This is a genomic window from Roseateles sp. GW835-FHT13E02, from assembly GCF_058794035.1.
In genome coordinates this window covers 39,939-66,419 of sequence record NZ_JBXAGJ010000012.1, presented here as the reverse complement: position 1 = coordinate 66,419, position 26,481 = coordinate 39,939, and the positions used below count along the sequence as shown (strand labels likewise).

General features: G+C 65.5%; 20 protein-coding genes and 1 tRNA gene. 18 read left to right on the top strand and 3 right to left on the bottom strand.

The annotated features are described in order from the left end of the window. Position 1 precedes the first annotated feature (1 nt). The 13 genes from AC1Q6P_RS13280 (at position 2) to AC1Q6P_RS13220 (ending at position 17,106) form a co-directional block, all read left to right on the top strand. Positions 2-3,199 carry an efflux RND transporter permease subunit gene (locus tag AC1Q6P_RS13280; protein WP_492664335.1) on the top strand — a complete coding sequence of 1,066 codons (3,198 nt, stop codon included), beginning with the start codon at positions 2-4 and terminating at the stop codon, positions 3,197-3,199. A 514-nt stretch (positions 3,200-3,713) separates the two neighbouring features. After that, positions 3,714-5,192: a tyrosine-type recombinase/integrase gene (locus AC1Q6P_RS13275; protein ID WP_492664334.1), complete on the top strand. Its 1,479-nt coding sequence runs from the start codon at positions 3,714-3,716 to the stop codon at positions 5,190-5,192. A 226-nt stretch (positions 5,193-5,418) separates the two neighbouring features. After that, positions 5,419-6,018 carry a hypothetical protein gene (locus tag AC1Q6P_RS13270; RefSeq protein WP_492664333.1) on the top strand — a complete coding sequence of 200 codons (600 nt, stop codon included), beginning with the start codon at positions 5,419-5,421 and terminating at the stop codon, positions 6,016-6,018. 96 nt (positions 6,019-6,114) lie between these two features. After that, a complete protein-coding gene (locus AC1Q6P_RS13265) occupies positions 6,115-6,330 on the top strand; it encodes a DNA-binding protein (RefSeq protein WP_492664332.1) in 216 nt (71 codons plus the stop codon). Then, a complete protein-coding gene (locus AC1Q6P_RS13260; RefSeq protein WP_492664331.1) occupies positions 6,327-6,698 on the top strand; it encodes a hypothetical protein in 372 nt (123 codons plus the stop codon). The genes AC1Q6P_RS13265 and AC1Q6P_RS13260 overlap by 4 nt, the downstream gene beginning before the upstream one ends. 191 nt (positions 6,699-6,889) lie before the next feature. Further along, positions 6,890-7,831 carry a MobV family relaxase gene (gene mobV / locus AC1Q6P_RS13255; RefSeq protein WP_492664330.1) on the top strand — a complete coding sequence of 314 codons (942 nt, stop codon included), beginning with the start codon at positions 6,890-6,892 and terminating at the stop codon, positions 7,829-7,831. Between the two features lie 442 nt (positions 7,832-8,273). Continuing rightward, a complete protein-coding gene (locus tag AC1Q6P_RS13250; protein ID WP_492664329.1) occupies positions 8,274-8,489 on the top strand; it encodes a hypothetical protein in 216 nt (71 codons plus the stop codon). A gap of 101 nt (positions 8,490-8,590) precedes the next feature. Further along, a complete protein-coding gene (locus tag AC1Q6P_RS13245; RefSeq protein WP_492664328.1) occupies positions 8,591-10,432 on the top strand; it encodes a type I restriction-modification system subunit M in 1,842 nt (613 codons plus the stop codon). 152 nt (positions 10,433-10,584) lie between these two features. Further along, positions 10,585-11,778, top strand: a complete 1,194-nt coding sequence (locus tag AC1Q6P_RS13240) for a restriction endonuclease subunit S (protein WP_492664327.1) — start codon at positions 10,585-10,587, stop codon at positions 11,776-11,778. After that, a complete protein-coding gene (locus AC1Q6P_RS13235) occupies positions 11,775-12,644 on the top strand; it encodes a GIY-YIG nuclease family protein (protein WP_492664326.1) in 870 nt (289 codons plus the stop codon). The genes AC1Q6P_RS13240 and AC1Q6P_RS13235 overlap by 4 nt, the downstream gene beginning before the upstream one ends. A 97-nt stretch (positions 12,645-12,741) precedes the next feature. After that, on the top strand, positions 12,742-13,299 hold the full coding sequence (locus tag AC1Q6P_RS13230; protein ID WP_492664325.1) for a hypothetical protein: 558 nt from the start codon (positions 12,742-12,744) through the stop codon (positions 13,297-13,299). After that, positions 13,286-13,969 (top strand): nucleotidyl transferase AbiEii/AbiGii toxin family protein, encoded by a 684-nt coding sequence (locus tag AC1Q6P_RS13225; RefSeq protein WP_492664324.1) that lies wholly within the window; start codon positions 13,286-13,288, stop codon positions 13,967-13,969. The genes AC1Q6P_RS13230 and AC1Q6P_RS13225 overlap by 14 nt, the downstream gene beginning before the upstream one ends. Further along, positions 13,966-17,106: a type I restriction endonuclease subunit R gene (locus AC1Q6P_RS13220; protein ID WP_492664323.1), complete on the top strand. Its 3,141-nt coding sequence runs from the start codon at positions 13,966-13,968 to the stop codon at positions 17,104-17,106. The genes AC1Q6P_RS13225 and AC1Q6P_RS13220 overlap by 4 nt, the downstream gene beginning before the upstream one ends. Positions 17,107-17,487: 381 nt before the next feature. Here AC1Q6P_RS13220 and AC1Q6P_RS13215 read toward each other — a convergent pair. Further along, positions 17,488-17,564 (bottom strand) — tRNA-Met (locus AC1Q6P_RS13215). 140 nt (positions 17,565-17,704) lie between these two features. Continuing rightward, on the bottom strand, positions 17,705-18,607 hold the full coding sequence (locus AC1Q6P_RS13210; RefSeq protein WP_492664322.1) for a delta(1)-pyrroline-2-carboxylate reductase family protein: 903 nt from the start codon (positions 18,605-18,607) through the stop codon (positions 17,705-17,707). Positions 18,608-18,905: 298 nt separating this feature from the next. Here AC1Q6P_RS13210 and ftsY point away from each other — a divergent pair, with 298 nt between their 5' ends. Continuing rightward, positions 18,906-20,030 carry a signal recognition particle-docking protein FtsY gene (ftsY, locus tag AC1Q6P_RS13205; protein WP_492664321.1) on the top strand — a complete coding sequence of 375 codons (1,125 nt, stop codon included), beginning with the start codon at positions 18,906-18,908 and terminating at the stop codon, positions 20,028-20,030. A 119-nt stretch (positions 20,031-20,149) separates the two neighbouring features. Here the strand turns inward: ftsY and ffh are convergent, their stop codons facing one another. Then, on the bottom strand, positions 20,150-21,568 hold the full coding sequence (ffh, locus tag AC1Q6P_RS13200; RefSeq protein WP_492664320.1) for a signal recognition particle protein: 1,419 nt from the start codon (positions 21,566-21,568) through the stop codon (positions 20,150-20,152). A 50-nt stretch (positions 21,569-21,618) separates the two neighbouring features. Between ffh and AC1Q6P_RS13195 the strand changes: the two genes are divergently transcribed. From AC1Q6P_RS13195 to AC1Q6P_RS13180, 4 genes are all read left to right on the top strand, one after another. Further along, complete coding sequence (locus tag AC1Q6P_RS13195; RefSeq protein ID WP_492664319.1) at positions 21,619-22,512, top strand: cytochrome C assembly family protein; 894 nt, start codon at positions 21,619-21,621, stop codon at positions 22,510-22,512. 63 nt (positions 22,513-22,575) lie between these two features. After that, positions 22,576-22,824 (top strand): PP0621 family protein, encoded by a 249-nt coding sequence (locus tag AC1Q6P_RS13190; RefSeq protein WP_492664318.1) that lies wholly within the window; start codon positions 22,576-22,578, stop codon positions 22,822-22,824. Further along, positions 22,821-24,776 (top strand): sensor histidine kinase, encoded by a 1,956-nt coding sequence (locus AC1Q6P_RS13185; RefSeq protein WP_492664317.1) that lies wholly within the window; start codon positions 22,821-22,823, stop codon positions 24,774-24,776. The genes AC1Q6P_RS13190 and AC1Q6P_RS13185 overlap by 4 nt, the downstream gene beginning before the upstream one ends. A 2-nt stretch (positions 24,777-24,778) precedes the next feature. Beyond that, positions 24,779-26,368 carry a sigma-54-dependent transcriptional regulator gene (locus AC1Q6P_RS13180; RefSeq protein WP_492664316.1) on the top strand — a complete coding sequence of 530 codons (1,590 nt, stop codon included), beginning with the start codon at positions 24,779-24,781 and terminating at the stop codon, positions 26,366-26,368. The last annotated feature ends 113 nt before the right edge of the window (positions 26,369-26,481 follow it).

The window sequence follows — 26,481 nt, the reverse complement described above, 5'->3', positions numbered from 1 at the left end:
CATGTTTGAAAAACTCATACGAGCCGCCATCGCCCAGCGCTGGGCGGTGATGCTGGGCGTGCTGGCCATGGCCTTGTGGGGCGTGTACAGCCTGCAGCGCCTGCCCATCGACGCCGTGCCGGACATCACCAATGTCCAGGTGCAGATCAACACCGAGGCGCCCGGCTACTCGCCGCTGGAATCCGAGCAGCGCGTCAGCTTCCCCATCGAGACGGCCATGGCCGGCCTGCCGAATCTGGAGCAGACGCGTTCGCTCTCGCGCTACGGCCTGTCCCAGGTGACCGTGGTGTTCAAGGACGGCACCGACATCTACTTCGCCCGCCAGCTGGTGAGTGAGCGCATCCAGCAGGCGCGCGGCCAGCTGCCGGCCGGCCTGGCGCCGGCCCTCGGCCCCATCGCCACCGGCCTCGGTGAAATCTATATGTGGACGGTGGAGGCCAAGCCCGAGGCACGCCGGCCCGATGGCCAGGCCTACACGCTCAGCGATCTGCGCGAGATCCAGGACTGGATCGTCAAGCCGCAGCTGCGCACCGTGCCCGGCGTGACCGAGATCAACACCATCGGCGGCCATGCCAAGGAGTACCTGGTGGCGCCCCGGCCCGAGCAGCTGGTGGCCCATGGCCTGAGCCTGGCCGAGCTGGTGCAGGCGCTGGAGCGCAACAACAGCAATGTCGGGGCCGGCTATATCGAGCGGCGCGGTGAGCAGTATCTGATCCGTGCGCCGGGTCAGCTGGGCTCGATCGAGGACATCGCCAACACGGTGATCCAGACCCGTCAGGGCCTGCCGCTGCGCGTGCGCGATGTGGCCGAGGTGGGCCTGGGCCAGGAGCTGCGCAGCGGCGCGGCCACCGAGAACGGCCGCGAGGTGGTGCTGGGCACGGTCTTCATGCTGATGGGCGAGAACAGCCGCGTGGTCGCGCGCGCGGTGGACCTCAAGCTCAAGGAGATCGCCCGCAGCCTGCCCGAGGGCGTGATCGTGCAGACGGTCTACGACCGCACCGTGCTGATCGACAAGGCGATTGCCACCGTCAAGAGCAATCTCTTCGAGGGCGCGCTGCTGGTGGTGGCGGTGCTCTTTCTCTTCCTCGGCAATTTGCGCGCGGCCCTGATCACGGCGGCGGTGATTCCGCTGGCCATGCTGTTCACCTTCAGCGGCATGGTGGCCAACCGCGTCAGCGCCAATCTGATGAGCTTGGGCGCGCTCGACTTCGGCATCATCATCGACGGCGCCGTGGTCATCGTCGAGAACTGCGTGCGCCGCCTGGCCCATGCCCAGGCCCTGGCCGGCCGACGCTTGAGCCGCAGCGAGCGCTTTGCCGAGGTGTTTGCCGCTGCGCGCGAGGCGCGCCGGCCGCTGCTCTACGGCCAGCTCATCATCATGGTGGTCTACCTGCCGATCTTTGCCCTCAGCGGGGTGGAGGGCAAGATGTTCCACCCCATGGCCTTCACCGTGGTGGCGGCCCTGGCCGGCGCCATGATCCTGTCGCTGACCTTTGTGCCGGCGGCCGTGGCCTTGTTTATCGGCAATCACGTGGCCGAAAAGGAAAACCGCCTGATGGGCTGGGCCCGCCGCGGCTATGCGCCGGCCCTGGACTGGGCCTTGCTGAACAAGCCCCTGGTGCTGGCGCTGGCGGCGGTGTCGGTGAGCCTGAGTGGCCTGATGCTCAGCCGCATGGGCAGCGAGTTCGTGCCCAGCCTGGACGAGGGCGATATTGCTTTGCATGCCTTGCGCATCCCAGGCACCAGCCTGAGCCAGTCGGTGGCCATGCAGGCGGAGCTGGAGTGGGTGATCCAGACCTTCCCCGAGGTGCAGCGCGTCTACGCCAAGCTGGGCACAGCCGAGATTGCCACCGACCCCATGCCGCCCAATGTGGCCGACACCTTTGTCATGCTCAAGCCGCGCGCCCAGTGGCCCGACCCCAAGCGGCCCACGGCCGACTTGGTGGCCGCGCTGCAGGCGGCCGTGGCCCAGGTGCCGGGGCAGAACTACGAGTTCACCCAGCCCATCCAGATGCGCTTCAACGAGCTGATCTCGGGCGTGCGCAGTGATGTGGCGGTCAAGGTGTTTGGCGATGAGATGGCGGTGATGGAGCGCAGCGCCGAGGCCATCGCGGCCGTGCTGCAGCGCATCCCCGGTGCGGCCGACGTCAAGGTCGAGCAGACCACCGGCCTGCCCATGCTCAGCCTGCAGCTGGACCGCGCCAAGCTGGCCCGTTTGGGCCTGAGCGTGGCCGAGGTGCAGGAGAGTGCGGCCATTGCCATCGGCGGCCAGGAGGCGGGCACCCTGTTCGAGGGCGACCGCCGCTTCGACATCCTCGTTCGCCTGCCTGAGACCTTGCGCAGCGATGTGGAGGCGCTCAAGCGCTTGCCGCTGCGTCTGCCGCCCACGTCTGCCAATGCCGCGCCGGCCTACGTGACCCTGGGTGAGGTGGCGCAGTTCGACATGGCGCCGGGCCCGAACCAGCTCAGCCGTGAGCAGGGCAAGCGCCGCGTGGTCGTGACGGCCAATGTGCGCGGACGCGACATCGGCTCTTTTGTGGCCGAGGCGCAAGCCCGGCTGCAGGCCGAGGTCAAGATCCCGCCGGGTTACTGGACGCAGTGGGGCGGCACCTTTGAGCAGCTGCAGTCCGCCAGCCAGCGCCTCAAGATCGTCGTGCCCCTGGCCCTGAGCCTTGTCTTTTTGCTGCTGTTCGCCATGTTCCGCGATCTCAAGGACGGTCTGCTGGTCTTCACCGGCGTGCCCTTTGCGTTGAGCGGCGGCATTGCGGCCCTGTGGCTGCGCGACATCCCGCTGTCCATCTCGGCCGGCGTGGGCTTCATCGCGCTTTCAGGCGTGGCGGTGCTCAACGGCCTGGTGATGATTGCCTACATCCGCAGCCTGCGCGAAGAGCAGGGCATGGCGCTGGACGAGGCCGTGCGCGAAGGCGCGCTGACCCGTCTGCGCCCGGTGCTGATGACCGCCCTGGTCGCCTCGCTCGGCTTCGTCCCTATGGCCTTGGCCGTGGGCACCGGCGCCGAGGTTCAGCGCCCGCTGGCCACGGTGGTGATCGGCGGCATTCTCTCCTCGACGGCGCTGACCCTGCTGGTGTTGCCGGTGCTGTATCGCTGGGTGCATGGGCGCGCGGCCGCGCGCCATGCCTTGGCTCACGGAGAGCAACAAGCGCACCGCAACGCAAGTGCCGCTGATTTCAGCGCTTAGTCGGTGCCGCTCTCACGTCCCGGCACTGCGCCGCCATTGACGCCGAGGGGGCGAATCCGCCCCTTCGGCTGAAGGCTGTGTCGCGCTGCGGAGCGCAAGCGGGTGCTTGCGGCGTTTGAGGCGCAGCCTGCCATCTGTGCCTGAGGGCGCCTGAGAAAGCGTTGGAGCGAAGCGTCGGCATGGCCGGCGCTTTTTTTGCCTCTGCGCTCGGGTTCTCATTCGCCGGCCCGGCTGTTTGGAGCCGCGCGGGCAAAGAAAAAAGCCCGCAACCTTTCGGATGCGGGCTTTTCATGTTTTGGTGGCGCTTCAGGGATTCGAACCCCGGACCTGCGGATTATGATTCCGCTTTACATGGAATTTGCCTGAGTTGAGTTGTGTTGATACACTCTATATAAATCAATGACTTGCATTGTTTTGCTGGATTTCCATACAGCGCAGACGTTGATTGGAATTCAGCTAAATAGAGAAAAAGTGGCTACATGGTGGCTACATGGCTAAGTCGGAGTGACTCAACGTGGCGCGTCCAAGCAAATCCGCCGTTCTTGACCTGACACAGGCAATCGACCTGACAGCTGGCGCCATTGAGCGCCTGAGCTGCCCGCCGGGGAAGGCCCAAGCTTTCTTGCGGGACTTGAAGGCGCCCGGCTTGCGGGTGCGGGTAACGGCTTCCGGCGCGAAGTCGTTTGTCTTTGAGGCGAAGCTGAGTCGTCAGACCATCCGTCGCACCCTCGGTGATGTGCGAGCCTGGACCATCGATGCGGCTCGCATCGAAGCAAATCGCTTGCGTGTTGGCATCGACGCCGGCAGTGACCCCCGTGAGGTTGAGCGGGCTCAACAAGCTGCTGCCTTGCAGCGGCAGGCTGAAGCCGCAGCGCGGGTTGAGGCGGAAAAGGTGGCTGCTGCGACCGTGGGTGAGGTTTGGGCCGTCTATGTGGAGGACCGCCGCCCGTTTTGGGGTGAACGGCACTACGCCGACCACCTGAAGATGGCCAAGCCTGGCGGCGAGGTGGCGAAGCGGGGCGTGAAGGCCGGCGCTGACGGCAGCAAGCCAAAGACGGTGCCAGGCCCTATCCATGCACTTCTGGCGCTGCCGCTGCGAGACCTGACCCCGGACAAGGTGGAGGCCTGGGCCGCTGAGCAAGCCAAGTCCCGGCCGACCTATGCCCGGCTGTGCTGGCGCTGTCTCAAGGTTTTTCTGAATTGGTGTGCCGAGCATCCTGACTATGCACGCTTGCTTGCAACCGCAAACCCCGCACGCACCAAGCGCACACGCGAAGTGTTGGGTCGACCCAGCGTCAAGGACGATGCCTTGCAGCGCGAGCAGTTGGCCGTCTGGTTTGCTGCGGTGCGGCAGATCCAGAACCCGGTGATTGCGGCCTATTTGCAGACCATGTTGTTGACCGGCGCGCGGCCGGGCGAGATCCTGACGCTGCGCTGGGAGGACGTAAATATCCAGTGGAAGGGCCTCACCATCCGCGACAAGGTGGAGGGCGAGCGCGTGATCCCATTGACGCCCTACGTCGCCAACCTATTGGCGGGTCTTCCCCGTCGCAATGAGTGGGTCTTCTCCAGCACGCGGGCACTGAGCCTGAATCCAGAAAGCTTGAAGCGTCGTCAAGCCAAGCACGCCCGGCGCGGCTCGGTTGCCCCGGAAGGGGAACTGGTGCAGGCCAGTGCGTCCGGCCACCTCACCGACCCCAGCAGCGCCCATCGCTGTGCGTGCACCGCTGCGGGCTTGGCGGGCTTGACCCTGCATGGCCTGAGGCGCTCGTTTGCCAGCTTGACTGAATGGCTGGAAATTCCGTCGGGTGTCGTTGCGCAGATTCAAGGGCACAAGCCCAGCGCGACGGCTGAGAAACATTACAAGCGACGCCCACTCGACCTGTTACGTGTCCACCATGAGCGCATTGAGGCTTGGATTCTTGAGCAGGCCGGTCTTCCTTTCATCAGTGCGTCGGCACCTGGCTTGGGCTTGCAGGTGGTCCGTGGTTGAAAATCTTGGTGCTGGTGCCTGGCATGAGAATCTTGGCGGAAGGGTAGGGCTTGGGGAGGCCCCGCACTGAACGACCAAGGACTGGCAGCACGCAATCGGAGTGCATATCTGTGGAGATTTTTAAAATTAGGAGCAGCATGGGGAGCGCTGCCGAGAGGACTTCGTACGTACGAAATGGCGCGCCCGACACGCAGGGGCTTCTGCTATTCGCAGTGGGGGTGTCGGCATGAAGGTCTTGCCACCCATCCTGCGCGATAGGCTTGTGACGGCACGCAAACGATGCACTGAATTGGGCATCCGCCATCCTCTTGAGCTGGCTGCGACAGCCAACTGCGAGCTGACCCTGGTTCAACACATCGCCGAGTTTGGAGTCTGGGGCGAGTCAGCCTCTGAGTTCCCTGAGTTCGCGGCTTTGCCAAAGCATCACCGTAGGGCAGTTGCTGAGTTTGCGGCGGTCGTTTGTGACATCGAAAAGTATTGCTCCGAGCCGCGGTCATTTGAGGGACGCTTGACGGTGAGCGAAAAGCAGCGGGGCGTGCGTGCCAAGAGGACCGAAAAACAGGCCAAAGCAAAATCTGCTAAGCGGGCGAATCGGGCCGAAAGCCGCAAGGGCAAGTCCACAAAAGACCGCGATGCAATCGTTGCGTTTATGGTTAGTAGAGGCTATGCCGGCAATGTATATCGCGGCAATGGGAAGGCGTTGGTTTTGGACGCCATGAGGGACTTCAACTGCGGCGAAACCAAGGTCAAGTCTGCAATTCGTTACGGGCAAGAGCAAGGCATTCTTCCCAGGGGCAGAAAACAACGCCGGGTTGGAAAAATTTAGGTCGCTGAACTGCGGCCAACCGGTAGAGGGGATTTCGGCGACTTTTGCGGTAAGAAATTTACGGCTCATTCAATCAACAGCCCGAAAGGGCCATTCATGATGAGCGTAAAAGGCAAACAGCCCATTCCGATTTCTGAAGAGACCCGTACCCATCTGCCGACCCATGAGGCGGCCTACTATTTGCTCCGCCAAGTGCAGACTTTGCGCATGTGGGCCTGCCGTGAAAACGGTCCGGTGCGCCCAACCCGCATCAATGGCCGCTTGGCCTGGCCCGTCGATGGCATCAAGGCCGCGCTGGGGGTAGAGCAATGAGGCAGCTCTCCATCTCCGAGGTCGGTGACAGCTCCGCCAAGGTCGCGCGCTTCTACGGCACCAACAAACCACGCCATTTGCGTGCACTTGATGCACTGTTGTCCGGCGCCAAAGTGTCTCGTGAGGCCATGGACCGCATCACGGGGGCCAGCAACAGCCCGCACGTCATTTCTGAGCTGCGCAAGCTCGGCTTGCCGGACAGAGTCTGCCTCGGGTGCGTGCGTCGCGCCAAAGAGGACCGGGATGGGAAGACCGTGCGTCCTGGCTACTTCTACCTGACGGCTGAAGGGCGCCGCCGCGTCCAGTTGTGGTTGTCTGAGCAGAGCAAGACGCTGGCCGAAATGCTTGCCGAAGCCGCGGAGGGTTAGGCAATGACTGGCCTGCGCAGAAGTAGCACCAAGCGAGTGGGGCCATCAGCAGCTTGGTTTGCTTTGCCCATCAACCAATTGCTCTACGGAGTGAACCGGCTTGGTGCCGACGGCATCCCTTGTGTGATGGGGCGGCTTGGCCTCCAAAGTTTGAGCAGGACTGAGTCGCTGACGGGGCCAGGGGCAGGTCAATGAGCGCGGCAGCGCTCCTTCGAGTCGGCAAGCTCAAGGGGCCCAGGCATTTGCGCGATGCGGTTGCGCACAATCGCCGCGTCATCCAAGCCGAGCGTGGAGCGGACAGCCACATCGACGCGGCCCGAAGTCACCTCAATGAGTGCCTTGCTGGCTCGGGCAGCCCTGATGAAGTTCAGTTGCGCGCAAAACTGTTGATGGAGGCTGCTGGCATCCAAAAGCTGCGCAAGGACGCAGTTCGTGCCCTTGAGTTCATCGTGAGCTTGGCGCCCGGCCAATGCGCGAACCCGCGTGAGCTGTTTGTAGACGCATTGCGTTGGCTGGCCAAGCGATATGGTGGCGACGCCAACATCCTGGCGGCCGATATTCATCACGACGAAAGCGCGCCGCACATGCATGTTTTGGTGCTGCCGCTTCTCGAAGGTCGAATGGTCGGCTCGGATGCCATTGGCGGTCGCAGCCAACTGCGGGCCATGCAAAGCGAGTTCTTCGAGGAGGTCGCCAAACCCTATGGTTTGCGTCCGCATCAGACGCGCATGGTCGGTGCCACCAAGGCAACGGTTTGCGCCGCTGTGCGCGCAGAGCTCAAGCGGAGGTGTGACCCGAGCATGAACAGTGTGCTTTGGCCCCAGATACGCGCTGCCATTGAAGCCAACCCGGGCCTCTATGCGGCAGCTCTTGGCCTGGATGTGAGCGCGCTCGCAAAGCCGAAGAGGCTGCGTGGCATGACGGAGATTTTCACCAGCAAGGGCAAAGGCAGCCAGCGGCGCGAAGACGACAACCCTATAGGGTTTGGCGGGCTGAAAACTCCTGCGCCCGATGGTGTTCTCAATCCCCCGGACACGCAAACCCTAGCTCTGTGTAGGGTTCATGTTCCTCCGCCGCACGTATCGGGGCCCAACGAGCTCACGGCCAGCAATAGGCTCGTCAACGCTGCATAGCCCAATACCCTTCGGGACCGGGCGATGGCCAAATCGGTGGACGACCTGCCTCCGTAGTTCCAGTGACCTGACCCGAGCGATGCGCAACGCTTCGCGCGCATGCGCGAGCCCGGCATCGAAATGCTCAAAAAGACCTGCCAGCCCAGCCATTGCAATGCGAGCTGCCGGCCCCAATGGGCGAGAGCTTCGGTTCCGCCAGTGTCCCGAGTTCCTCGGTACTTGTGTCCAACGCCCCCGGCGGGCTTTCATAGCACTCGCTGCTGAGTGAATCCATGGGGCGCAATGGTTGGCACCGGCTGTTCCATCCGCCTTGGGTGCATGCGCTCGACATCAAGCCTTGATGGCGTGTGCGAACTGAGAGCTTTTGAGAACCTGAGAAAACCTGAGCTTCGGGACACAGCCTCGCCTTGCCGTAGCATGGCCGCGAACAGACGGGAGCATCATGAAACACACCGAGCCACCGCTGCTCGATGCCGACATAGAGGCCGACTTGTGCCTGCTCGGCATGCATATTCTCTTTTCGGACGACGCTCATGAGGCGCGTGAGTCCTTTTGGCAAGCCCAGGCCGAGGCCAAAGCCAGGCTCCAGGCGCGAGGCCTGCTGCCGCCTGACGCTTCGCCCTCGCTCCACGATCCCCGCGGCCCGATGGTGTTTTAGCGACCGGCCCGCCCGCACACCCAAGCGTTCCATGGCCGGATGTGGCTTGGCCTCACAATGCCGGCCAGATTCCTCCCATTGCCAACGCCCTTGCTCGCCGAATGAACCATCAAGCCTTGTCTTCCTTTATCTGGTCGGTTGCCGACCTGCTGCGCGGCGACTACAGACAGTCCGAATACGGCCGCGTTATCCTGCCCTTCACCGTGCTGCGCCGGCTGGACTGCGTGCTGGAAGCCACCAAGCCGGCCGTGTTGGCTGAGTTCGAGGCCAAGACCAAAGCGGGGCTGAACCCCGAGCCCTTCCTGCTGCGCAAGGCGGGCCAGAGCTTCTACAACAGCTCGCCGCTGGACCTGGTCAAGCTGCTGGGCGACCAGGACCACATTCGCCAGAACCTCTACGCCTACGTCCAGGCCTTTTCGCCGGCCGCGCGGGACATCTTTGAGCGCTTTGACTTCCACACCCAGGTCGAGCGCCTGGCCAAGGCCAATCTGCTCTACCTGGTGGTCGAGAAATTCGCCAACATCGACCTGCACCCCGAGGCCGTGGACAACGCCGCCATGGGCGCGGTGTTCGAGGAGCTGATTCGCAAGTTCGCCGAAATCAGCAACGAAACCGCCGGGGAGCACTTCACCCCGCGCGAGGTCATCCGCCTGATGGTGGACCTGCTCTTCATCGAAGACGACGACGTGCTCTCGCCCGGCAACGCCGTGGTCCGCACCATCTACGACCCGACCGCCGGCACCGGCGGCATGCTGTCGGTGGCGGGCGAGTACCTGCTGGAGCACAACCCGCAGGCGCGGCTGACCATGTTCGGCCAGGAGCTCAATGACGAGAGCTATGCCATCTGCAAGGCCGACATGCTCATCAAGGGCCAGCCGGTGGAAAACATCGTCGTCGGCAACACGCTCAGCGACGACGGCCACGCCCATTCCAAGTTCGACTACATGCTCTCCAACCCGCCCTTCGGCGTGGAATGGAAGAAGGTCGAAAAGGTGGTGCGCCAAGAGCACGAGCAAAAAGGCTTCGATGGCCGCTTCGGCCCCGGCCTGCCGCGCGTCAGCGATGGCTCCATGCTCTTCCTGATGCACCTGCTGGCTAAGATGCGCTTGGCGCAGGACGGCGGCAGCCGCTTCGGCATCGTGCTGAACGGCTCGCCTCTGTTTACCGGCGGCGCCGGCAGCGGCGAGAGCGAAATCCGCCGCTACGTGCTGGAGAACGACCTGGTGGAGGCCATCGTCGGCCTGCCCAGCGATATGTTCTACAACACCGGCATCGCCACCTACGTCTGGATTTTGTCCAACAAGAAGCCGGCCGACCGCAAGGGCTTCGTGCAGCTCATCGACGCCAGCAGCTTCTGGCAGAAGATGCGCAAGAGCCTGGGCTCCAAGCGCAAGGAGATGAGCGAGGCGCACATCGCCATGGTCACGCGTCTGTTCGGCGACTTCACCGAGGCGGAACTGGTGACGGTGTTCGACGCAGCCGGCCAGGCCCAGGGCGAGCCGCAGCTGGTCACCGGCACCGACACCCTGCCCGCCGTGCCCGAAGGTGGCAAGTTCAAGCGCGTACCCATCTCGCGCATCTTCAAGAACCAGGACTTCGGCTACACCACCATCACCGTCGAGCGACCGCTGCGCGATGAACAGGGTCAGGTCTTGCTGGGCCTCAAGGGCAAGCTCAAGGGTAAGCCCCAGCCCGACAGCGCGCTGCGCGACACCGAGAACGTGCCGCTGGGTGAGGACATCCAGGCCTATTTCAAGCGCGAGGTGCTGCCGCATGCGCCGGACGCCTGGATTGACGAAGAGAAGAGCAAGGTCGGCTACGAGATTCCGTTCAACCGGCATTTCTACGTCTTCGAGCCTCCGCGCAGCCTGCACGTCATCGACGAAGAGCTGAAGACCGTCACGGCGAGCATCATGAAGATGCTGGGGGAGTTGGCGGAATGAGCTTGCCGAGGTACCAAAAATACAGAGACAGCGGCCTTGTCTGGCTAGGAAGCATCCCAGAGTATTGGACGGTCAAGAAGCTCGGGCATGAATTTGCCGAGCCCCCTTGCTACGGAGTACTTGTCCCTGACTTTGAGGTCGATGGCGTCCCCATGATTCGTATCACGGATATGCGCAACGGCAAAGTCACCCGAGACGAGCTGACCACCATCTCGCGCGCACTCTCAAGCCAGTACACACGCACATTGACGGAGAGCGGAGACGTACTTCTCTCCGTAGTTGGCACTATTGGTGAAGTCGTTCATGTTGATGACGAGCTCGCCGGAGTAAATCTCTCTAGAGCAGTTGCACGTCTGCAGCCGGATTCGAATGGACTGTCTCGGAGCTACCTAGGCTGGCTCCTACAGTCGATTATTTTTCGCACATATGTCGACTTGGTTTGCGTGGGTAGTGCGCAGCGGGTCCTAAACATGGGCGACCTTTCAGCCTTTCGAGCAGGATTTCCTCCGCTGGCAGAGCAAGCCGCCATTGCTGGTTTCCTCGACCGCGAAACCGCCAAAATCGACGCGCTGGTTGCCGAGCAGGAAAAGCTCATCGCCCTGCTGGCCGAAAAGCGCCAGGCCACCATCTCCCACGCCGTTACCAAGGGCCTCAACCCCGACGCGCCGATGAAGGATTCCGGCTTGGCGTGGCTGGGGGAGGTGCCGGCTCATTGGGATGTGACGCGGCTCAAGTTCGTCGCCGCTGTGCAGACCGGTATTGCCAAGGGCAAAGATACGGCGGGCAAAGACACCATTGCCGTCCCCTACCTCCGGGTTGCGAATGTCCAGGATGGCTTTCTCGCGCTGGACGACGTTTCCACCCTGGAAGTCGAAGCCGAACAGTTAGTTCGCTATCGCTTGCTACCCGGAGACGTACTGATGAACGAGGGCGGGGATTTCGACAAACTTGGGCGTGGCGCCATCTGGCATGGAGAGATTCCGGACTGCATCCATCAGAACCATGTCTTTGCCGTCCGTCCCCACAGCATCAGGCCAGAGTGGTTGAACCGCATTACGAGTTCGCAGTACGCGCAGTTCTACTTCATGGGGCGCTCGAAGCAGAGTACCAACCTGGCATCCATCTCGTCTTCGAACATCATGGAGTTGCCTGTCTTGCTTCCTCCCGATGAAGAGCAACTGGCAGTACTCCGGTTCATTGACGACGAAGTAGCCAAGTTAGATGGACTGAGGGCCCAATCGGTGCGAGCCATCACTCTGCTCAATGAGCGACGCAGCGCCCTCATCGCCGCCGCCGTCACCGGACAAATCGACGTGCGCGATGCCGTCACCATGGAAAGCCCATGACCAACGCCACCCCCAAGACCATCCAGATTTTCCTGCCGAGCGGGGAGCCCACGGGCATCCGCGTGGCCGAAATCACCACGCGCATCGTCCAGGTGATTGAGGTGCCGCGCAAACGACTGCCGGAATTCTTCGCGATGCCCGAAAGCACGCAGGTAGGCGTGTATTTCCTGCTGGCGGTACCCGAGGATGGCAGCAGCCCGCAGGTCTATGTTGGGCAGACCGGCGATTTGCGCGCGCGTCTGGCCGAGCATGACAAGAAGAAGGACTTCTGGGAACGCGTGCTGGTGCTGGTGTCGCGCACGCACTCGCTGACGCAGACGCATGCACTGTTCCTGGAGTGGCTGAGCATCGACATGGCGCGCAAGGTGGGCCGGTACAGCGGCTTGAACGGCAATGCGGGCAGCCGCCCGCACACGCCCGCTCCGCTGGAGGCCGACTGCCGCGAGGTGTTCGAGACTGGTCAAACCCTGCTTGCGACGCTGGGCCACCCCTTGTTCGTGCCGCTGCCTCAGCCCGGCCTGCCCAGCACCGAGGCCGAGCTCTTCTATTGCCGCTCTGGTGGCGTGGACGGCCGGGGGCTGTACACCACTGAGGGCTTTGTGGTGCTGGCGGGCTCCAAAGGGCGCAGGCAAGATGTGCCGTCCATTCAGGGCACAAGCGACGCAAACTTTCGCGCCAAGCTCATCAGCGGGGGTGTGATGACGGTGGACGGCGACACCCTGGTGTTCGCCAGCGACCACCTGTTCCGCTCCCCCAGCACGGCAGCTGTGGCCCTGCTGGGCCGCACGGCCAATGGCTGGATGGAATGGAAGGACCAGGCCGGTCAGACGCTTGATGCGGTCAAGCGGCAAGCCCTTGGCGGCTGAGCAGCCTCAACTGGCCGGTCGACGCCGGCGCGTGGCTTGCCAAATCCAGGCGATTCGGCGATATTCGTAATTCGCGAATAGCGAATATCGCCATCTCATGGAACTCAAACCCCAAGACCTGCTGGTGCTGCTGAAGGTGGCGGCACACCCGCCGCAGCGCTGGACCTATGCCGCGCTGGGCGAGGCGCTGTCCATCAGCGCCTCGGAGGCCCATGCGAGTGTGAAGCGTGCCGTGGCCTCCGGTCTGGCGGTAGCGCCTGGGCGCGGCGAGTGGTCGCCGGTGCTCCCCAGTCTGCTGGAGTTCGTCCTGCATGGTGCACGTTACATCTGGCCGGCTACGCAGGGCCCGGTCAAGCGCGGTGTGCCCACGGCCTTCGGTGCCGAGCCCCTGGCCAGCCAGCTGACGGTGGCCGCGGGCGAAGCGCCGGTCTGGGCCCACCCCAGCGGCAGCGCCAAGGGCCCGACGCTCTCGCCGCTGTACCGGACGGCACCGCAAGCCGCCTTGGCCGACCCGGCGCTGCATCGCCTGCTGGCACTGCTGGATGCCTTGCGCATCGGGCGTGCGCGCGAGCGTGGCCTGGCCGCCAAGCTGATGGAGGCCGAGCTGATGCGCTTCGAATCGGGCGTTGAGGGAGCCGGCGATGCGGGCCGATGACCCGAATCTGCCCTACCTGCGCAGCATTGCCGTGGCGCTTGGCGAGCTGCGCGAGCAGCTGGTCTTCGTCGGCGGTGCGGTGGCCGGCTTGCTGGTGACCGACCCGCTGGCCGACCCGGTGCGCGCCACCCGCGACGTGGACGCGGTGGTGAATGCCAGCCGGGCCCTGTTCCATCGCATCGAAGAGCAGGTTGCGGAACGCGGCTTCGCGCGCGACGTGAGCAGCGAGGTGATTTGCCGCTGGATACACAAGGCCTCGGGCGTCCTCTTCGACCTGATGCCGGTGCAGCCGGAGGTGCTGGGCTTCTCCAACCGCTGGTACCCCTATGCCGTGGAGACCGCCGTGCCGGTGGACCTGGGCAACGGTGTGACGGTGCGGCTGGTGAGCGCGGTGGCCTTTGTGGCGACCAAGCTGGAAGCCTTTGCAGGCCGCGGCAATGGCGACTTCATGAGCAGCCATGACCTTGAGGATGTGCTGAACATCGTCGATGGGCGCGAGGAGCTGGCTGAGGAATTGGCCGCTGCGCCCGTGGAGCTGAGGCGGGCCGTGGCGGCGGCCTTTGCGCCTTTGTTGGCAAGCCAGAATTTCGTGAATGTGCTGCCCGGGCTGATTGCCGAGCCGGAACGCGCCAGCCTCGTGATGGACCGCCTGAGGGCCCTGAGTCGATGATGAACCTGCACCAAGAACACCACTTCGAATCTGAAATCTGCACCCACCTGGCTGCCAACGGCTGGCTGTATGCCGAGGGCGATGCCGCCCTGTTCGACCGAGCGAACGGCCTCTTCATGCCCGACCTGCTGGACTGGGTCGAGGCCACGCAGCCCGACAGCTGGCAGCGCTTGACCAAGACTCATGGCCCCGCCTTGCCCCAGGTGCTGGCCGAGCGGGTGCGCAAGAGCCTGAACCTGCCCGACCGGGGCACGCTGGACGTGCTGCGGCGCGGCGTGGAGATGCTGGGTCTGAAAGAGCCGCTGATGCTGGCGCAGTTCAAGCCGGCCCTGGCCATCAACCCCGCGATCCAGGCTCACTACGCGGCCAACCGGCTGCGCGTGGTGCGGCAGGTCTGCCACTCGCCAAACAACCCCAAGGCCGAGCTGGACCTGGTGCTGTTCCTGAACGGCATTCCCGTGGCCACAGCGGAGCTCAAAAGCGATTTCACGCAGAGCGTGCACGACGCGGTGGACCAGTACCGCTTCGACCGGCATCCCTATCCCAAGACCGCCAAGGGCGGTGTGATGGAGCCGCTGCTGGGCTTCCCTGGTGGAGCGCTGGTTCACTTTGCGGTCAGCCAGAGCGAGGTGATGATGACGACCCGGCTGGCGGGGCCTGCGACGCACTTCCTGCCTTTCAATCGGGGCAATGCAGGCGGTGCTGGCAACTCGCCCAACCCGGAAGGCTTTGCCTCGGCCTACCTGTGGGAGGAGGTGTGGGCCTGGGAGAGCTGGCTGGACATCCTGCATCGCTATCTCATTGGCAAGCGGGACGACAAGAAACAGCTCAAGAGCGTCATCTTCCCGCGCTATCACCAGCTCGACGCGACGCGCCGGCTGGTGGCCGATGTGTTGGCGCAAGGAGCCGGCCAGCGCTATCTGATTCAGCACTCGGCCGGTTCGGGCAAGACCAACTCGATTGCCTGGACGGCCCACTTCCTGGCCGACCTGCACAACGCCGAGCACCAGAAGATGTTCGACAGCGTGCTGGTGGTGAGCGACCGCAATGTGCTGGACGCGCAGTTGCAGGAAGCCATCTTCGACTTCGAGCGCACTACCGGCGTGGTGGCCAGCATCACGAATGAGTCGGGCAGCAAAAGCGCCCAGCTCTCGCTGGCGCTGAAGGACGGCAAGAAAATCATCGTCTGCACCATCCAGACCTTTCCCTTCGCCTTGCAGGCGGTGCAGGAGCTGGCGGCCACCGAGGGCAAGCGCTTTGCCGTGATTGCCGACGAAGCCCACAGCTCGCAGACCGGCGAGGCCGCATCCAAGCTCAAGCAGCTCTTGTCGGCACAGGAATGGGCAGAGCTGCAAGACGGCGGCGAGGTGGATACCGAGGCGCTGCTGGCCGCACAGATGGCTGCTCGGGCCGGTGACAGCGCCGGCGCCAAGGGGTTGACCTATGTGGCCTTCACGGCGACGCCCAAGCAGAAGACGCTGGAGTTGTTCGGCCGGCCCGGCCCCGATGGGCTGCCACTGCCTTTTCACGTGTACTCGATGCGGCAAGCCATCGAAGAGGGCTTCATTCTCGATGTGCTCAAGAACTACACCAGCTACAAGCTGGCGTTCAAGCTGGCGCACAACGGCCAGGAGTACGACGAGAGCCAGGTTGAGCGCAGCGCGGCGATGAAGGGCATCATGCAGTGGGTCCGGCTGCACCCGTACAACATCGCCAGCAAGGTGCAAATCGTCGTCGAGCATTACCGCGAGAACGTGCAGTCGCTGCTGGCGGGGCGGGCCAAGGCCATGGTGGTGGTGGGCTCTCGCCGCGAAGCGGTGCGCTGGCAGAAGGCCATCCGTGCCTACATTGAGCGCCAGAACTACCCGCTGGGCGTGATGGTGGCCTTCTCGGGCGAGGTGAACGACCCGGAGAGCTACCCGCAGGCCGTCACCGAAACCAGCAAAGACCTGAACCCGGGGCTGAAGGGCCGCGACATCCGCGAGGCTTTTGCTGAAGCCGACTATCACCTGCTGTTGGTGGCCAACAAGTTCCAGACAGGCTTCGACCAGCCCCTGCTGTGCGGCATGTATGTGGACAAGATGCTGGGCGGCATCCAGGCGGTGCAGACGCTGTCGCGCTTGAACCGCGCGCACCCGGGCAAGGACACGACCTACATCCTCGACTTCGTCAACGAGCCGGCCGAGATCCTCAAGGCCTTCAAGACCTACTACGAGACGGCGGAGCTGGAGGCCACGACCGACCCGCACCTGGTTTACGACCTGCGCGCCAAGCTCGATGCCAGCGGCCACTACGACGATTTCGAGGTCGAGCGCGTGGCCAAGGTGGATCTGGACCCCAAGGGCACCCAGAAGGCGCTGGATGCCGCGATTGCGCCGGTGGCCGACCGACTGCTCAAGCGCTACAAGGCTGCGCAACAGGCGAAGGCCGCGGCTGATGCTGAACAGGACGGCAAGGCCAGCCAGACCGCCAAGGACACGCTTGATGCGCTGCTGCTGTTCAAGAACGACATGGGCGCTTACGTGCGCCTCTATGCCTTCCTGAGCCAAATCTTCGACTACGGCAACACCGACATCGAGAAGCGCTTCCTGTTCTACAAGCGCCTGATCCCGCTGCTGGACTTTGGCCGCGAACGCGACACGGTGGACCTGAGCAAGGTGGTGCTGACTCACCACACGCTGAAGAACACCGGCAAGCAGCCGCTGAACCTCAATGTCGACGGCAGCTACAAGCTCCCGCCGATGGATGCGGTCGGCAGCGGTTCGGTACAGGAGAAGCAGCAGGCCTACCTGACGGAAATCATCGAGAAGGTGAACCAGCTGTTCGAAGGCGAAGTCACCGATGGCGACCAGCTCCACTACGTGAATGGCACGCTCAAGGGCAAGCTGCTGGAGAACGACATGCTCATGCAGCAGGCGGCCAGCAACACCAAAGAGCAGTTCGCCAACTCTCCTGACCTGGGCCGGGCCTTGATGGATGCCATCATCGACGCCTTTGAAGCCCACCAGGTCATGAGCTCGCAGGCGCTGGGCTCGGAGCGCGTGCGCGATGGGCTCAAAGACATCCTCCTGGGGCCGGCGCAGTTGTACGAGGCACTGCGGGCTCGGTCAGGCATGGGCGGGCACGCCAGGCCGTAAGTGAAGCCTTCGCCAAAGCTGCGACACCCGCTGTTCGCGGCACTTGCACTGGCGTGGGTCGATGGGTTCGAGGCCGCCTCACAGACATGCGGGGGCGTGCGCGTGCCTCACATTGCAGAAGGCCTGGCTTTGCCACGCTGGAGCTGCTCGCGTTGAGAGGGCCCGTGGCTTTTGGTGCTGCCGAGGTGGTGCGCTCGACGCCTGAAGCTCCGGCTCAGCCATCATGCCTCGACGCCGGCCTGTCGCATCTATCGTTCGCGTTCGCCAGTAACCTTGTCCTGTTGGCTACATGGTGGCTACATGAAAGCCAAACGCAGAAAGCAAAAAGCCACCGCTAGGGTGGCTTTTTAGTCTAAGTGATTGATTCACAAGGACTTTATTTGGTGGCGCTTCAGGGATTCGAACCCCGGACCTGCGGATTATGATTCCGTCGCTCTAACCGGCTGAGCTAAAGCGCCTCAAGCCCTCTACTATAGCACCGGTTTTTTGGGCGGCGCAAGAGTTCTTTGAAAAAATCTCAGGAAATTTGAAAACGAAAGGTGGGGCAAGGGACGGCGGCGGGCTGCAGCCGGGGCTGAAATCGGCCCCAAGCCTCGTGTCATGAGCTTTGCAGCGCGACGCGCACGGCGGCCAGGTCCCAGGCGGCATGGCCGACGGTCTTGAACAAGAGCGGCGGGCGAATCAGATCGGAGTGACGCAGTGCTTCGGCGAGGCTGTGCACGCGGCTCCAGTCGATGCCGGCCTGCAGCAGGTCGCCGGCTTCGTGGCGGGCGCCGTCGAGGTCGTCGACCCAGACCTGGCGGCGGCGTACTTCGCTGGCGGGCAGCTCGGCCATCTGCGGCGTGAAGCTGCCGATGCCGACGATCAAGGTGGTGTCGGCCACATGCGCGGGCAGCACAGCGCTGAGGCTGGTGGTGGCGGCCACCGTGACCTCGCTGTCTTCCAGCGCCTGCTCCAGGGGCAGGGAGCGCAGGCCCGGCAGGCCTTCCTTGCTCAGCTGCGCGGCGAAAGCCTCGCCCTGGCCGCGGTTGCGGCCGACGCAGCGCAGCTGCACGCCGGGCCAGCGCTGGCTCATGGCCCAGGCGTGGCTGCGTGCCTGTTCGCCGGTGCCGACCAGGGTCAGCACCGCGGGCGGGCGATGCAGCAGGGTTTCGATGCCGAGCAGGGTGACGGCGGCTGTGCGGCGCGCGGTGACCACCGAGCCGTCCATCACCAGCAGCGGTTCGCCGTGGCTGGCGCTGCTGACCAGCAAGCGGCCCTGGATGGTGGGCTGGCCCAAGGCCCGGTTGGCAGGGGTGACGGCGACCAGCTTGGTGATGGCGTACTGCGCATCGGTGCAGGGCATGGCCAGATAGCTGCCGCCATCGGGCAAGGGCAGGACGGAGCGGGTGGCCGCGTGGATCAGCCCGGCGCGCAGGTCCAGCATGGCCTGTGCCACGGCCGGAACGAGGCGATCGAAAGGCAGCAGGGCGGCCGTGGCCGGGGCGTCGAGGATGTCCATCGGTGCGTGAGCCGCGCGGCGAGGCGGCGGCTGGAAGCGGAGCAGGATTCGAGTATCCACCCAGGCCGTAGGCGCCTGGTCGGCCGCTCCACAAATCGTTGGCTTGAGGGGCGCCGTTTATGATTCCGGCCGCAGCCGCAGGCGAGGGTGTCGATGCCGACGCCCCGCTGCGGTGCGAACCCCGATCACCGGGATGAGCGTCGCGCTGGCTCCGCCGGCCCACTCGCCCGCTGGCACTGCCCCGGCTTCCTGTCCTCATGATCCAGAAGCCGCCGCAGCGCCGCAGCCCAAAGTGCCCATGTTCAGTTTCTTCAAGAAAAAGTTTTCCAGCAGCCCAGCACCTGAGCCCGCTCCTGTTGCGGCTTCGGCCCCGGCCCCAGCTCCGGCCTCGGCTCCGATGCCCGCGCCTGAGTTGGTGCCGGAGTTGACACCTGCGGCCGAGCCCGCTGCGTTGCCAACGCCAGCCCCGGCGGCCGCTCCGGTGGCGACCGTGCCCGTGGCCGCAGAAGCCCCGCCGCCCGAGCCGCGCCGCAGCTGGATTGACAAGCTGCGCCAGGGCCTTCGCAAAACCGGCTCCAGCATCGCCCAGGTCTTCACCGGCACGCAGATCGACGATGGGCTGTACGAGGAGCTGGAAGAAGCGCTGCTGATGGCCGACACCGGCGTCAAGGCCACTGGGTTCTTGTTGACCGATCTGAAACGCCGCGTCAAGGAAGCCAAGGCGACTGACCCTCAGGCTGTGCGCGGTCTGCTGGTCGAGGCTCTCGCCGAAATACTCAAGCCGCTGGAGAAAAGCCTGGCCGTGGGCCAGCACAGCCCGACGGTGATGATGGTGGTGGGCGTCAACGGCGCCGGCAAGACCACCAGCATCGGCAAGCTGACCCGCCATCTGGCCGAGGCCGATCAAAAAGTGCTGCTGGCGGCGGCCGACACCTTCCGCGCGGCCGCGCGTGAGCAGCTATCGGTCTGGGCCGACCGCACCCAGGTGCAGATCATCAGCCAGGAGGGCGGCGACCCGGCCTCGGTCACTTTTGATGCGGTCAGCGCCGGCCGTGCGCGCGGCTGCGATGTGGTGCTGGCCGACACAGCAGGCCGCCTGCCGACCCAGCTGCATCTGATGGAAGAGCTGAAGAAGATCAAGCGCGTGATCACCAAGGCGCAGGCCGATGCGCCGCACGAGGTGCTGCTGGTGGTGGACGGCAACACCGGCCAGAACGCGCTCAGCCAGGTCAAGTCCTTCGATGACGCGCTGGGCCTGACCGGCCTGATCGTCACCAAGCTGGACGGCACGGCCAAGGGCGGCGTGCTGGCGGCGATTGCCCGCGAGCGGGCCATACCGGTCTACTTCATCGGCGTGGGCGAGAAGCTGGAAGACCTGCAGACCTTCAATGCGCGCGAGTTCGCGCAGGCCTTGTTGGAGTGAGCGGAGATTCTCGAGCGGGTGAACCGGTGAACGGGTGAACCGCTCGGTTTCTGCACCATGAAAAAAGCCACCGCTTGCGGTGGCCTTTTTCGTGGGTGAAGGGCCGGGGGCTTGGGGCTTCAGCCGCCGAGCCCACCCATGCCGCCCATGCCACCGCCGCCGCCCATCATGCCCTTCATGGCTTTCATGCCGCCCATCTTCTTCATCATCTTCATCAGGCCGCCGCCGCTCATCTTTTTCATCATGCCCTGCATCTGGTCGTACTGAGCCAGCACGCGGTTGACGTCCTGGATCTGCACGCCGGCGCCGGCGGCGATGCGGCGCTTGCGGCTGGCCTTGCTCTTGCCGTCGAGCAGCAGGGCGGGCTTGGCGCGCTCTTTGGCCGTCATGGCATTGAGGATGCCTTCCATGCGCTTCATGTCGCGCTCGGCGCGGTCCATGTCGGCCGCACCGGCCTTGGCGGTCATCTGGGTGGGTAGCTTGTCCATCAGGCCGGAGAGGCCGCCCATCTTCTTCATTTGCGAGATCTGGGCCAGGAAATCGTTGAGGTCGAAGCCGCTGCCGGTCTTGAGCTTCTCGGCCAGCTTCTGCGCGGCAGCCACGTCCACGCCCTTGGTCACTTCCTCGACCAAGGCCACGATATCGCCCATGCCCAGCACGCGGCCGGCGTGACGTTCGGCGTCGAACACTTCCAGGCCGTCGATCTTCTCGGACGTACCCGCGAACTTGATCGGCGCACCGGTGATCTGGCGCACCGACAGCGCGGCGCCGCCGCGCGAGTCGCCGTCCAGCTTGGTCAGGATCACGCCGGTCAGGGGCAGGGCTTCCTTGAAGGCCTTGGCCGTGTTGATCGCGTCCTGACCCTGCATGGCGTCGACGACGAACAGGGTTTCAACCGGGTTCAGCACCGCGTGCAGATCGCGGATCTCGGCCATCAGCGCTTCGTCGATGGCCAGGCGGCCGGCGGTGTCGACCAGCAGCACATCGAAGTAATGCTTCTTGGCGTAGTCGATCGCGGCCAGGGCGATGTCGCGCGGCTTCTGCTCGGGGCTGGAGGCGAACCACTCGCCGCCGGCCTGCTTGGTGACGGTCTTGAGCTGTTCGATGGCGGCCGGGCGGTAGACGTCGGCCGAGACGGTCAGCACCTTCTTCTTGCGCTTCTCGATCAGGTGCTTGGTCAGCTTGGCGGTGGTGGTGGTCTTGCCGGCGCCTTGCAAGCCGGCCATCAGGATGACGGCGGGCGGCTGGGCGGCCAGGTTGATGTCGGCCACGCCCTCGCCCATGGTGGCGGCGAGTTCCTTGTGGACGATGGAGACCAGCACCTGGCCCGGGTTGAGCGAGCCCACGACCTCGGCGCCGAGCGACTTCTCCTTGACCCGCGCGATGAAGTCGCGCACGACGGGCAGGGCCACGTCGGCTTCCAGCAGGGCCATGCGCACTTCGCGCAGCATCTCCTGGACATTGCTTTCGGTGATGCGGGCTTGGCCGCGCATCGTTTTCACGAGGCGACTCAGGCGGTCGGTCAAATTGGAAGCCATGGGGGGTGGCGCCGGTCCGGACGGGCGGCGCGCAAAAGTACACTGTGCCGATGATTTTATCGTCTGCCTTCATGAGCCCCTCGGCGGCCGTCACGCCGTGGCTGACTGCGGCCAGTGTGCTGGCAGCCTTGAGCTACCTCTGGGTGGGCCTGCGTGCGCCGGTCGCTCGCGCCGCCGATGGCGCGCCCGAGCGTGCGCGGCTGGGCCTGGACTGGCCGGTTCTGCTGGCCTGGGCGGCCCATCTGGCCGCCCTGGTGCTGGACATCGCCGGCCTGGGCCAGGATCTGGTGGGGGCGCGTTTCGGCTTTGCGCCGGCCTTGTCGATGACGGTCTGGCTGGTGCTCAGCGTGTACTTGGTGGAGAGCCGCTTCCTGCCGCTGGCTGTGCCCGGGGTGCGCCGGGTGCTGGCTTTGCTGGCGATGGTGGTGGTGGGGCTGGCCTGGGTGTTCCCGGGCGAGGCGCGGCCGCTGGCCGGCTCGCCCTGGGCGCCGCTGCACTGGGTGCTGGGCCTGGCCTCGTACGGTTTGTTCGGTGTGGCGGTGCTGCATGCGGCCTTGCTGAGCCGGGCCGAGCGGCAGATGCGTCAGGTGGCCTCGGGCACCATGGGCCGGGCCGGCATGCTGGGCGCACGCCCCGAGCCGGGCCTGCCGCTGCTGCGCCTGGAGCGCCTGACCTTTCAGTTTGTGGCGGCCGGGGTGAGCATGCTGTCTCTGGCTTTGCTGCTGGGTTGGTGGTTCACGCCGCAGTGGCGCTGGGATCACAAGAATTTGTTCGCCGTGCTGGGCTGGCTGGTGCTGAGCGGCTTGCTGACCGGCCGCCAGGTCTTTGGCTGGCGCGGCCGGCGCGCCACGCGCTGGTTGTACTTCGGTGCCTTGCTTCTGCTGCTGTCTTACGCCGGCTCGCGCTTTGTGCTGGAAGTGCTGTTGCAGCGCGCGCCGCTGTGATCGGCGCCTGCTGATCGCCAGCCGCGCTGCCCGAATCGCTGAACTGTTGTCTCGATTGCGTCCATGAAATACCTGCTTCTGATCATCCTGCTGGCCCTCCTGTTTTTTGTGCTGGGCTTCAAGCGCGCGCGCCCGGCTGCGCCGCCAGCCGAGAAGAAGAAATCCGGCCCGGCCGCGCCCCAGGACATGCTCAGCTGTGCGCATTGCGGCCTGCATCTGCCGCGCGATGAGGCGCTGCCCGGCCTGGGCGGGGTGTTCTGCAGCGCGGCGCATCGCAGCCAGTACGAGGCGGAGCACGGCGGCCCGCGATGAGCTTGGGCGCCAGCAAACGGGCGGAGCCGGCCCAGTCCTGGTTCGGTCCGGGGCAGGAACTGGAGGCCGCCGAGACGGGCGATGCGGGCGAGTCGCAGTTCGACACCGGCAGCAGCCTAGGTGGCGCCTGGGACGCCATGCAGGCCGAGTCACTGCACGAGGGCGCCGAGGATTCGCAATTCTTCTTCCAGCAGGCGCGGCGCCTGGTGCAGGCCGGAGGCAATGCCTTCTCGCGCCTGTACCGTGCGTTTCTGGCCGCGCGTGCGGCCCTGGGCCTGGTGCTGGTGGCCACGCAGGTGATTGCCGGGTTTTTGGGGGCGCCGCCGCCCCGCTGGACCCTGGGCCTGTGCCTGCTCTATGCCGCCGAGGCCCTGGCCTTGTGGCTGCTGCCGCGTTTGCAGCGCGGTGCCACGGCCAAGAATCTGGCGCGCATCTCCAGCCCGCAGTGGTGGGCCAGCATCGGCCTCGATCTCGGTTTGTTCGGCCTGCTCCATGCCTTCGACCGCCTGGCCGGGGTCAATTACGGCGCGCTCTTTGTGCTGCCGGTGCTGATGGCCGGTGTGCTGACACCGCGCCTGCTGGCCCTGGCCACGGCGGCCATGGCGGCCTTGCTGATGCTGGCGGTGGCCGGTTGGGCGGTGCTGGAAGGCGCGGATGTGGGCCTGCGCATGACCCAGGCCGGTCTGGTCGGCAGCGGCTTTTTTGTGGTCAGTCTGCTGGCCAGTGAGCTGGCCGGGCGCCTGGCGCGCGAGGAGCGTGCGGCCCGCGGCAGCATGGAGCTGGCGCGCCAGCAGGCGCAGCTGAACCGGCTGGTGATCGAGGAGATGCAAGAGGGTGTGCTGGTGGTGGACCGGCGCGGCCGCGTGCGGGCGGCCAATCCGGCCGCGCGCATCCTGCTGGCCGATGGCGCGCCGCTGGCCGCGGGCGAGGCGGCACCGGCCGGCCCGGCCATGGTGCGCAAGGCGCCATTCCGCCTGCGCGGCGTGCCGGCCTGGCAGCCCCTGGTGGCTTCGGTGGAGCAGGCCTTTGTGGCCGGCAACTGGCCCGAGCTGGGGCGCGATGTCAGCCTCAGCTTCCCCAGCGGCTGGCAGCGCAGCCTGCGCCTGCGCATGCGCTTCACGCGCCGGCGCGAGTCGCACACCACCGAGGATTTGTGCGTGCTGCTGATCGAGGACAACCGCCAGGTCCAGGCGCGCAGCCAGCAGGAAAAGCTGGCGGCCATGGGCCGGGTCTCGGCCGGCATTGCGCATGAGATCCGCAACCCGCTGGCCGCCATCGACCAGGCCAATGCCTTGCTGGCCGAGGACACCAGCGGCGAGCCGCGTGCACAGCAGCTCACGCGCATGGTGGCCTCCAATGTGCAGCGGCTCAAGCGCATCGTCGAGGATGTGCTGGAGGTGGCGCCCGGCGCCGTGCCCACGCCCACGCCGGTCGATGCCAGCACCTTGGTCAACGAGACCTGCCTCGACTGGGCTCGCACCAACCAGCTGGCGCCGGGGCCGCTGGACCCGCTCAGCTGTGTCGTTCCTTTGCAGCCTTTGGTGGTCAGCTTCGACCCCGAGCACCTGCGCCGCGTACTGGTCAATTTGCTGGACAACGCGCTGCGCCACGCCGACCCGGGGCCGGCCTCGGTGCAGGTCTTGCTGGAAGAAGAGGCGGCCGCCAGCGGCCCGGGCTGGGCGCGCCTGGTGATCTTCAACGCCGGCCGGCCGATCGCGCCCGAGGTGGAGCGCCATCTGTTTGAGCCCTTCTTCTCCACGCGCAGCCGCGGCTCGGGCCTGGGCTTGTACATTTGCCGGGAGCTGTGCGAACGCTACGGCGCCCGCATCGATGTGCAGCGCCGCCATGACCCGCAGTTGCCCGGCAATGAGTTTGTGCTGCGCTTGCGCCGCGTGCCGCCGCCGAGCACCCCGCCGGCTGCTTTCACCCCCTCCCCAACGAATTCGAGATGAGCATGAGTAGCAGCAGTTCGCCTGCAGCGGTCGGCCCCACGCACCGCCTGCTGGTGGTCGATGACGAGCCCGATCTGCGCACGCTCTACGAGCTGACCCTGCTGCGCGAGGGTTACGAGCTGGAGACCGCCGGCAGCGTCAGCGAAGGCCTGGCGCGCCTGCAAGCGCAGAGCTACAGCGCCGTGATCACCGACATGCGCCTGCCCGATGGCAGCGGCCTGGATCTGTTGCACTGGCTGGAGCAGCAGGGCCGTGGCGAGAAGACCCTGGTGATCACCGCCTACGGCTCGGCCGAGAACGCCGTCGAGGCGCTCAAGGCCGGGGCCTACGACTACCTGACCAAGCCGGTGGACCTGCGCCAGTTCCGCCTGGTGGTGGCCTCGGCCTTGGGTCGTGTGCCGGCCGCGCCGCCGGTGGCGGCCAAGTCTCCGATCGCTGCGCCTGCGGCTGCGCCTGCGGCTGCGCCGACTGCTGCACCCGAGCCTCAGGCATCACCTGTGGCCAAGACGCCGGCGCCGCGGGTTGCTGCAGCGTCCGTGCCGGCCAGCAACTCGGCTCTGTCCCGTCTGGCCGGGCAATCGCCGGCCATGCAGGAGGTGAGGGCCTTGATCGACAAGGTCTCGCGCAGCATGGCGCCGGTGCTCTTGCAGGGCGAATCGGGCACCGGCAAGGAGCTGGTGGCCCGCGCCATCCACGACAGTGGCGTGCGGGCGCGCCAGCGCTTTGTGGCCGTCAACTGCGGCGCCATTCCCGAGCAGCTGCTGGAGGCCGAGTTCTTTGGCTACCGCAAGGGCGCGTTCACCGGCGCGCACGAAGACCGCGAAGGCTTCTTCCAGGCGGCCGATGGCGGCACCTTGTTCCTCGACGAAATCGGCGATCTGCCCCTGGCCATGCAGAGCAAGCTGCTGCGCTCCATCCAGGAGCGTTCGGTGCGGCCGGTGGGCGCGGTGGTGGAGGCGCCGGTCAATGTGCGCATCCTCAGCGCCACCCACAAAGACCTCAGCGCCGAGGTGGCCGCCGGCCGCTTCCGCCAGGACTTGTTCTACCGCCTCAATGTGATCCAGCTGCGCGTGCCGCCGCTGCGCGAGCGCATCGAGGACGTGGCCCAGATCGGCGAGCGGGTGCTGCAGCGCATTGCCCAGGATGCCGGCGTGTCGCCGGTGCCGCGCCTCAGCGCCGATGCACTCGAGCTGCTCAGTCGCTATGCCTTCCCCGGCAATGTGCGGGAGCTGGAGAACCTCCTGCACCGCGCTCTGGCCCTGTCGGGCGGCGAGTGGATCACGGCGGCCGACCTGGGCCTGCCCGAGGATGTGCTTGATGACTCGCAGCTCGGCGCGTTCGATGCGCTGGAGCCGGCGGAGGCCGGTGTGGTGGCCGGGCTGGGTGAATCGGATGAGGCGCTGGATCAGGGCCAGAGCCAAGAACTGCCCGCCGATCTGGCCGTCTACCTGGATGAGGTGGAGCGCGAGATCCTGCTGCGCGCCCTGGCGCGGCACCGCTTCAACCGCACAGCGGCCGGCGCGGCCCTGGGCCTGAGTTTGCGGCAGATCCGCTACCGCATGGCCCGCCTGGGCATCACGGCGGGCGATTGATCGCGGGGCCTTGAGATGCCCCTGATGCGGACTCGGTAAAAAAACGTAAGTCTGGGCGCTGGCCGCGCTGCTGCACGGGCTCTTGGCTGCCTGGGTGGGCTGCGCCAACGGGG

Coding starts and splice junctions, on each gene's coding strand:
- AC1Q6P_RS13270 (WP_492664333.1), top strand. CDS start 5,419: ATGAAGGTCTTGCCACCCATCCTGCGCGATAGGCTTGTGACGGCACGC.
- AC1Q6P_RS13195 (WP_492664319.1), top strand. CDS start 21,619: ATGATTTTATCGTCTGCCTTCATGAGCCCCTCGGCGGCCGTCACGCCG.
- AC1Q6P_RS13245 (WP_492664328.1), top strand. CDS start 8,591: ATGAACCATCAAGCCTTGTCTTCCTTTATCTGGTCGGTTGCCGACCTG.
- AC1Q6P_RS13180 (WP_492664316.1), top strand. CDS start 24,779: ATGAGTAGCAGCAGTTCGCCTGCAGCGGTCGGCCCCACGCACCGCCTG.
- mobV (WP_492664330.1), top strand. CDS start 6,890: ATGAGCGCGGCAGCGCTCCTTCGAGTCGGCAAGCTCAAGGGGCCCAGG.
- AC1Q6P_RS13220 (WP_492664323.1), top strand. CDS start 13,966: ATGATGAACCTGCACCAAGAACACCACTTCGAATCTGAAATCTGCACC.
- AC1Q6P_RS13235 (WP_492664326.1), top strand. CDS start 11,775: ATGACCAACGCCACCCCCAAGACCATCCAGATTTTCCTGCCGAGCGGG.
- AC1Q6P_RS13280 (WP_492664335.1), top strand. CDS start 2: ATGTTTGAAAAACTCATACGAGCCGCCATCGCCCAGCGCTGGGCGGTG.
- AC1Q6P_RS13240 (WP_492664327.1), top strand. CDS start 10,585: ATGATTCGTATCACGGATATGCGCAACGGCAAAGTCACCCGAGACGAG.
- AC1Q6P_RS13185 (WP_492664317.1), top strand. CDS start 22,821: ATGAGCTTGGGCGCCAGCAAACGGGCGGAGCCGGCCCAGTCCTGGTTC.
- AC1Q6P_RS13230 (WP_492664325.1), top strand. CDS start 12,742: ATGGAACTCAAACCCCAAGACCTGCTGGTGCTGCTGAAGGTGGCGGCA.
- AC1Q6P_RS13225 (WP_492664324.1), top strand. CDS start 13,286: ATGCGGGCCGATGACCCGAATCTGCCCTACCTGCGCAGCATTGCCGTG.
- AC1Q6P_RS13210 (WP_492664322.1), bottom strand. CDS start 18,607: ATGGACATCCTCGACGCCCCGGCCACGGCCGCCCTGCTGCCTTTCGAT.
- AC1Q6P_RS13260 (WP_492664331.1), top strand. CDS start 6,327: ATGAGGCAGCTCTCCATCTCCGAGGTCGGTGACAGCTCCGCCAAGGTC.
- AC1Q6P_RS13190 (WP_492664318.1), top strand. CDS start 22,576: ATGAAATACCTGCTTCTGATCATCCTGCTGGCCCTCCTGTTTTTTGTG.
- ftsY (WP_492664321.1), top strand. CDS start 18,906: ATGTTCAGTTTCTTCAAGAAAAAGTTTTCCAGCAGCCCAGCACCTGAG.
- ffh (WP_492664320.1), bottom strand. CDS start 21,568: ATGGCTTCCAATTTGACCGACCGCCTGAGTCGCCTCGTGAAAACGATG.
- AC1Q6P_RS13250 (WP_492664329.1), top strand. CDS start 8,274: ATGAAACACACCGAGCCACCGCTGCTCGATGCCGACATAGAGGCCGAC.
- AC1Q6P_RS13265 (WP_492664332.1), top strand. CDS start 6,115: ATGATGAGCGTAAAAGGCAAACAGCCCATTCCGATTTCTGAAGAGACC.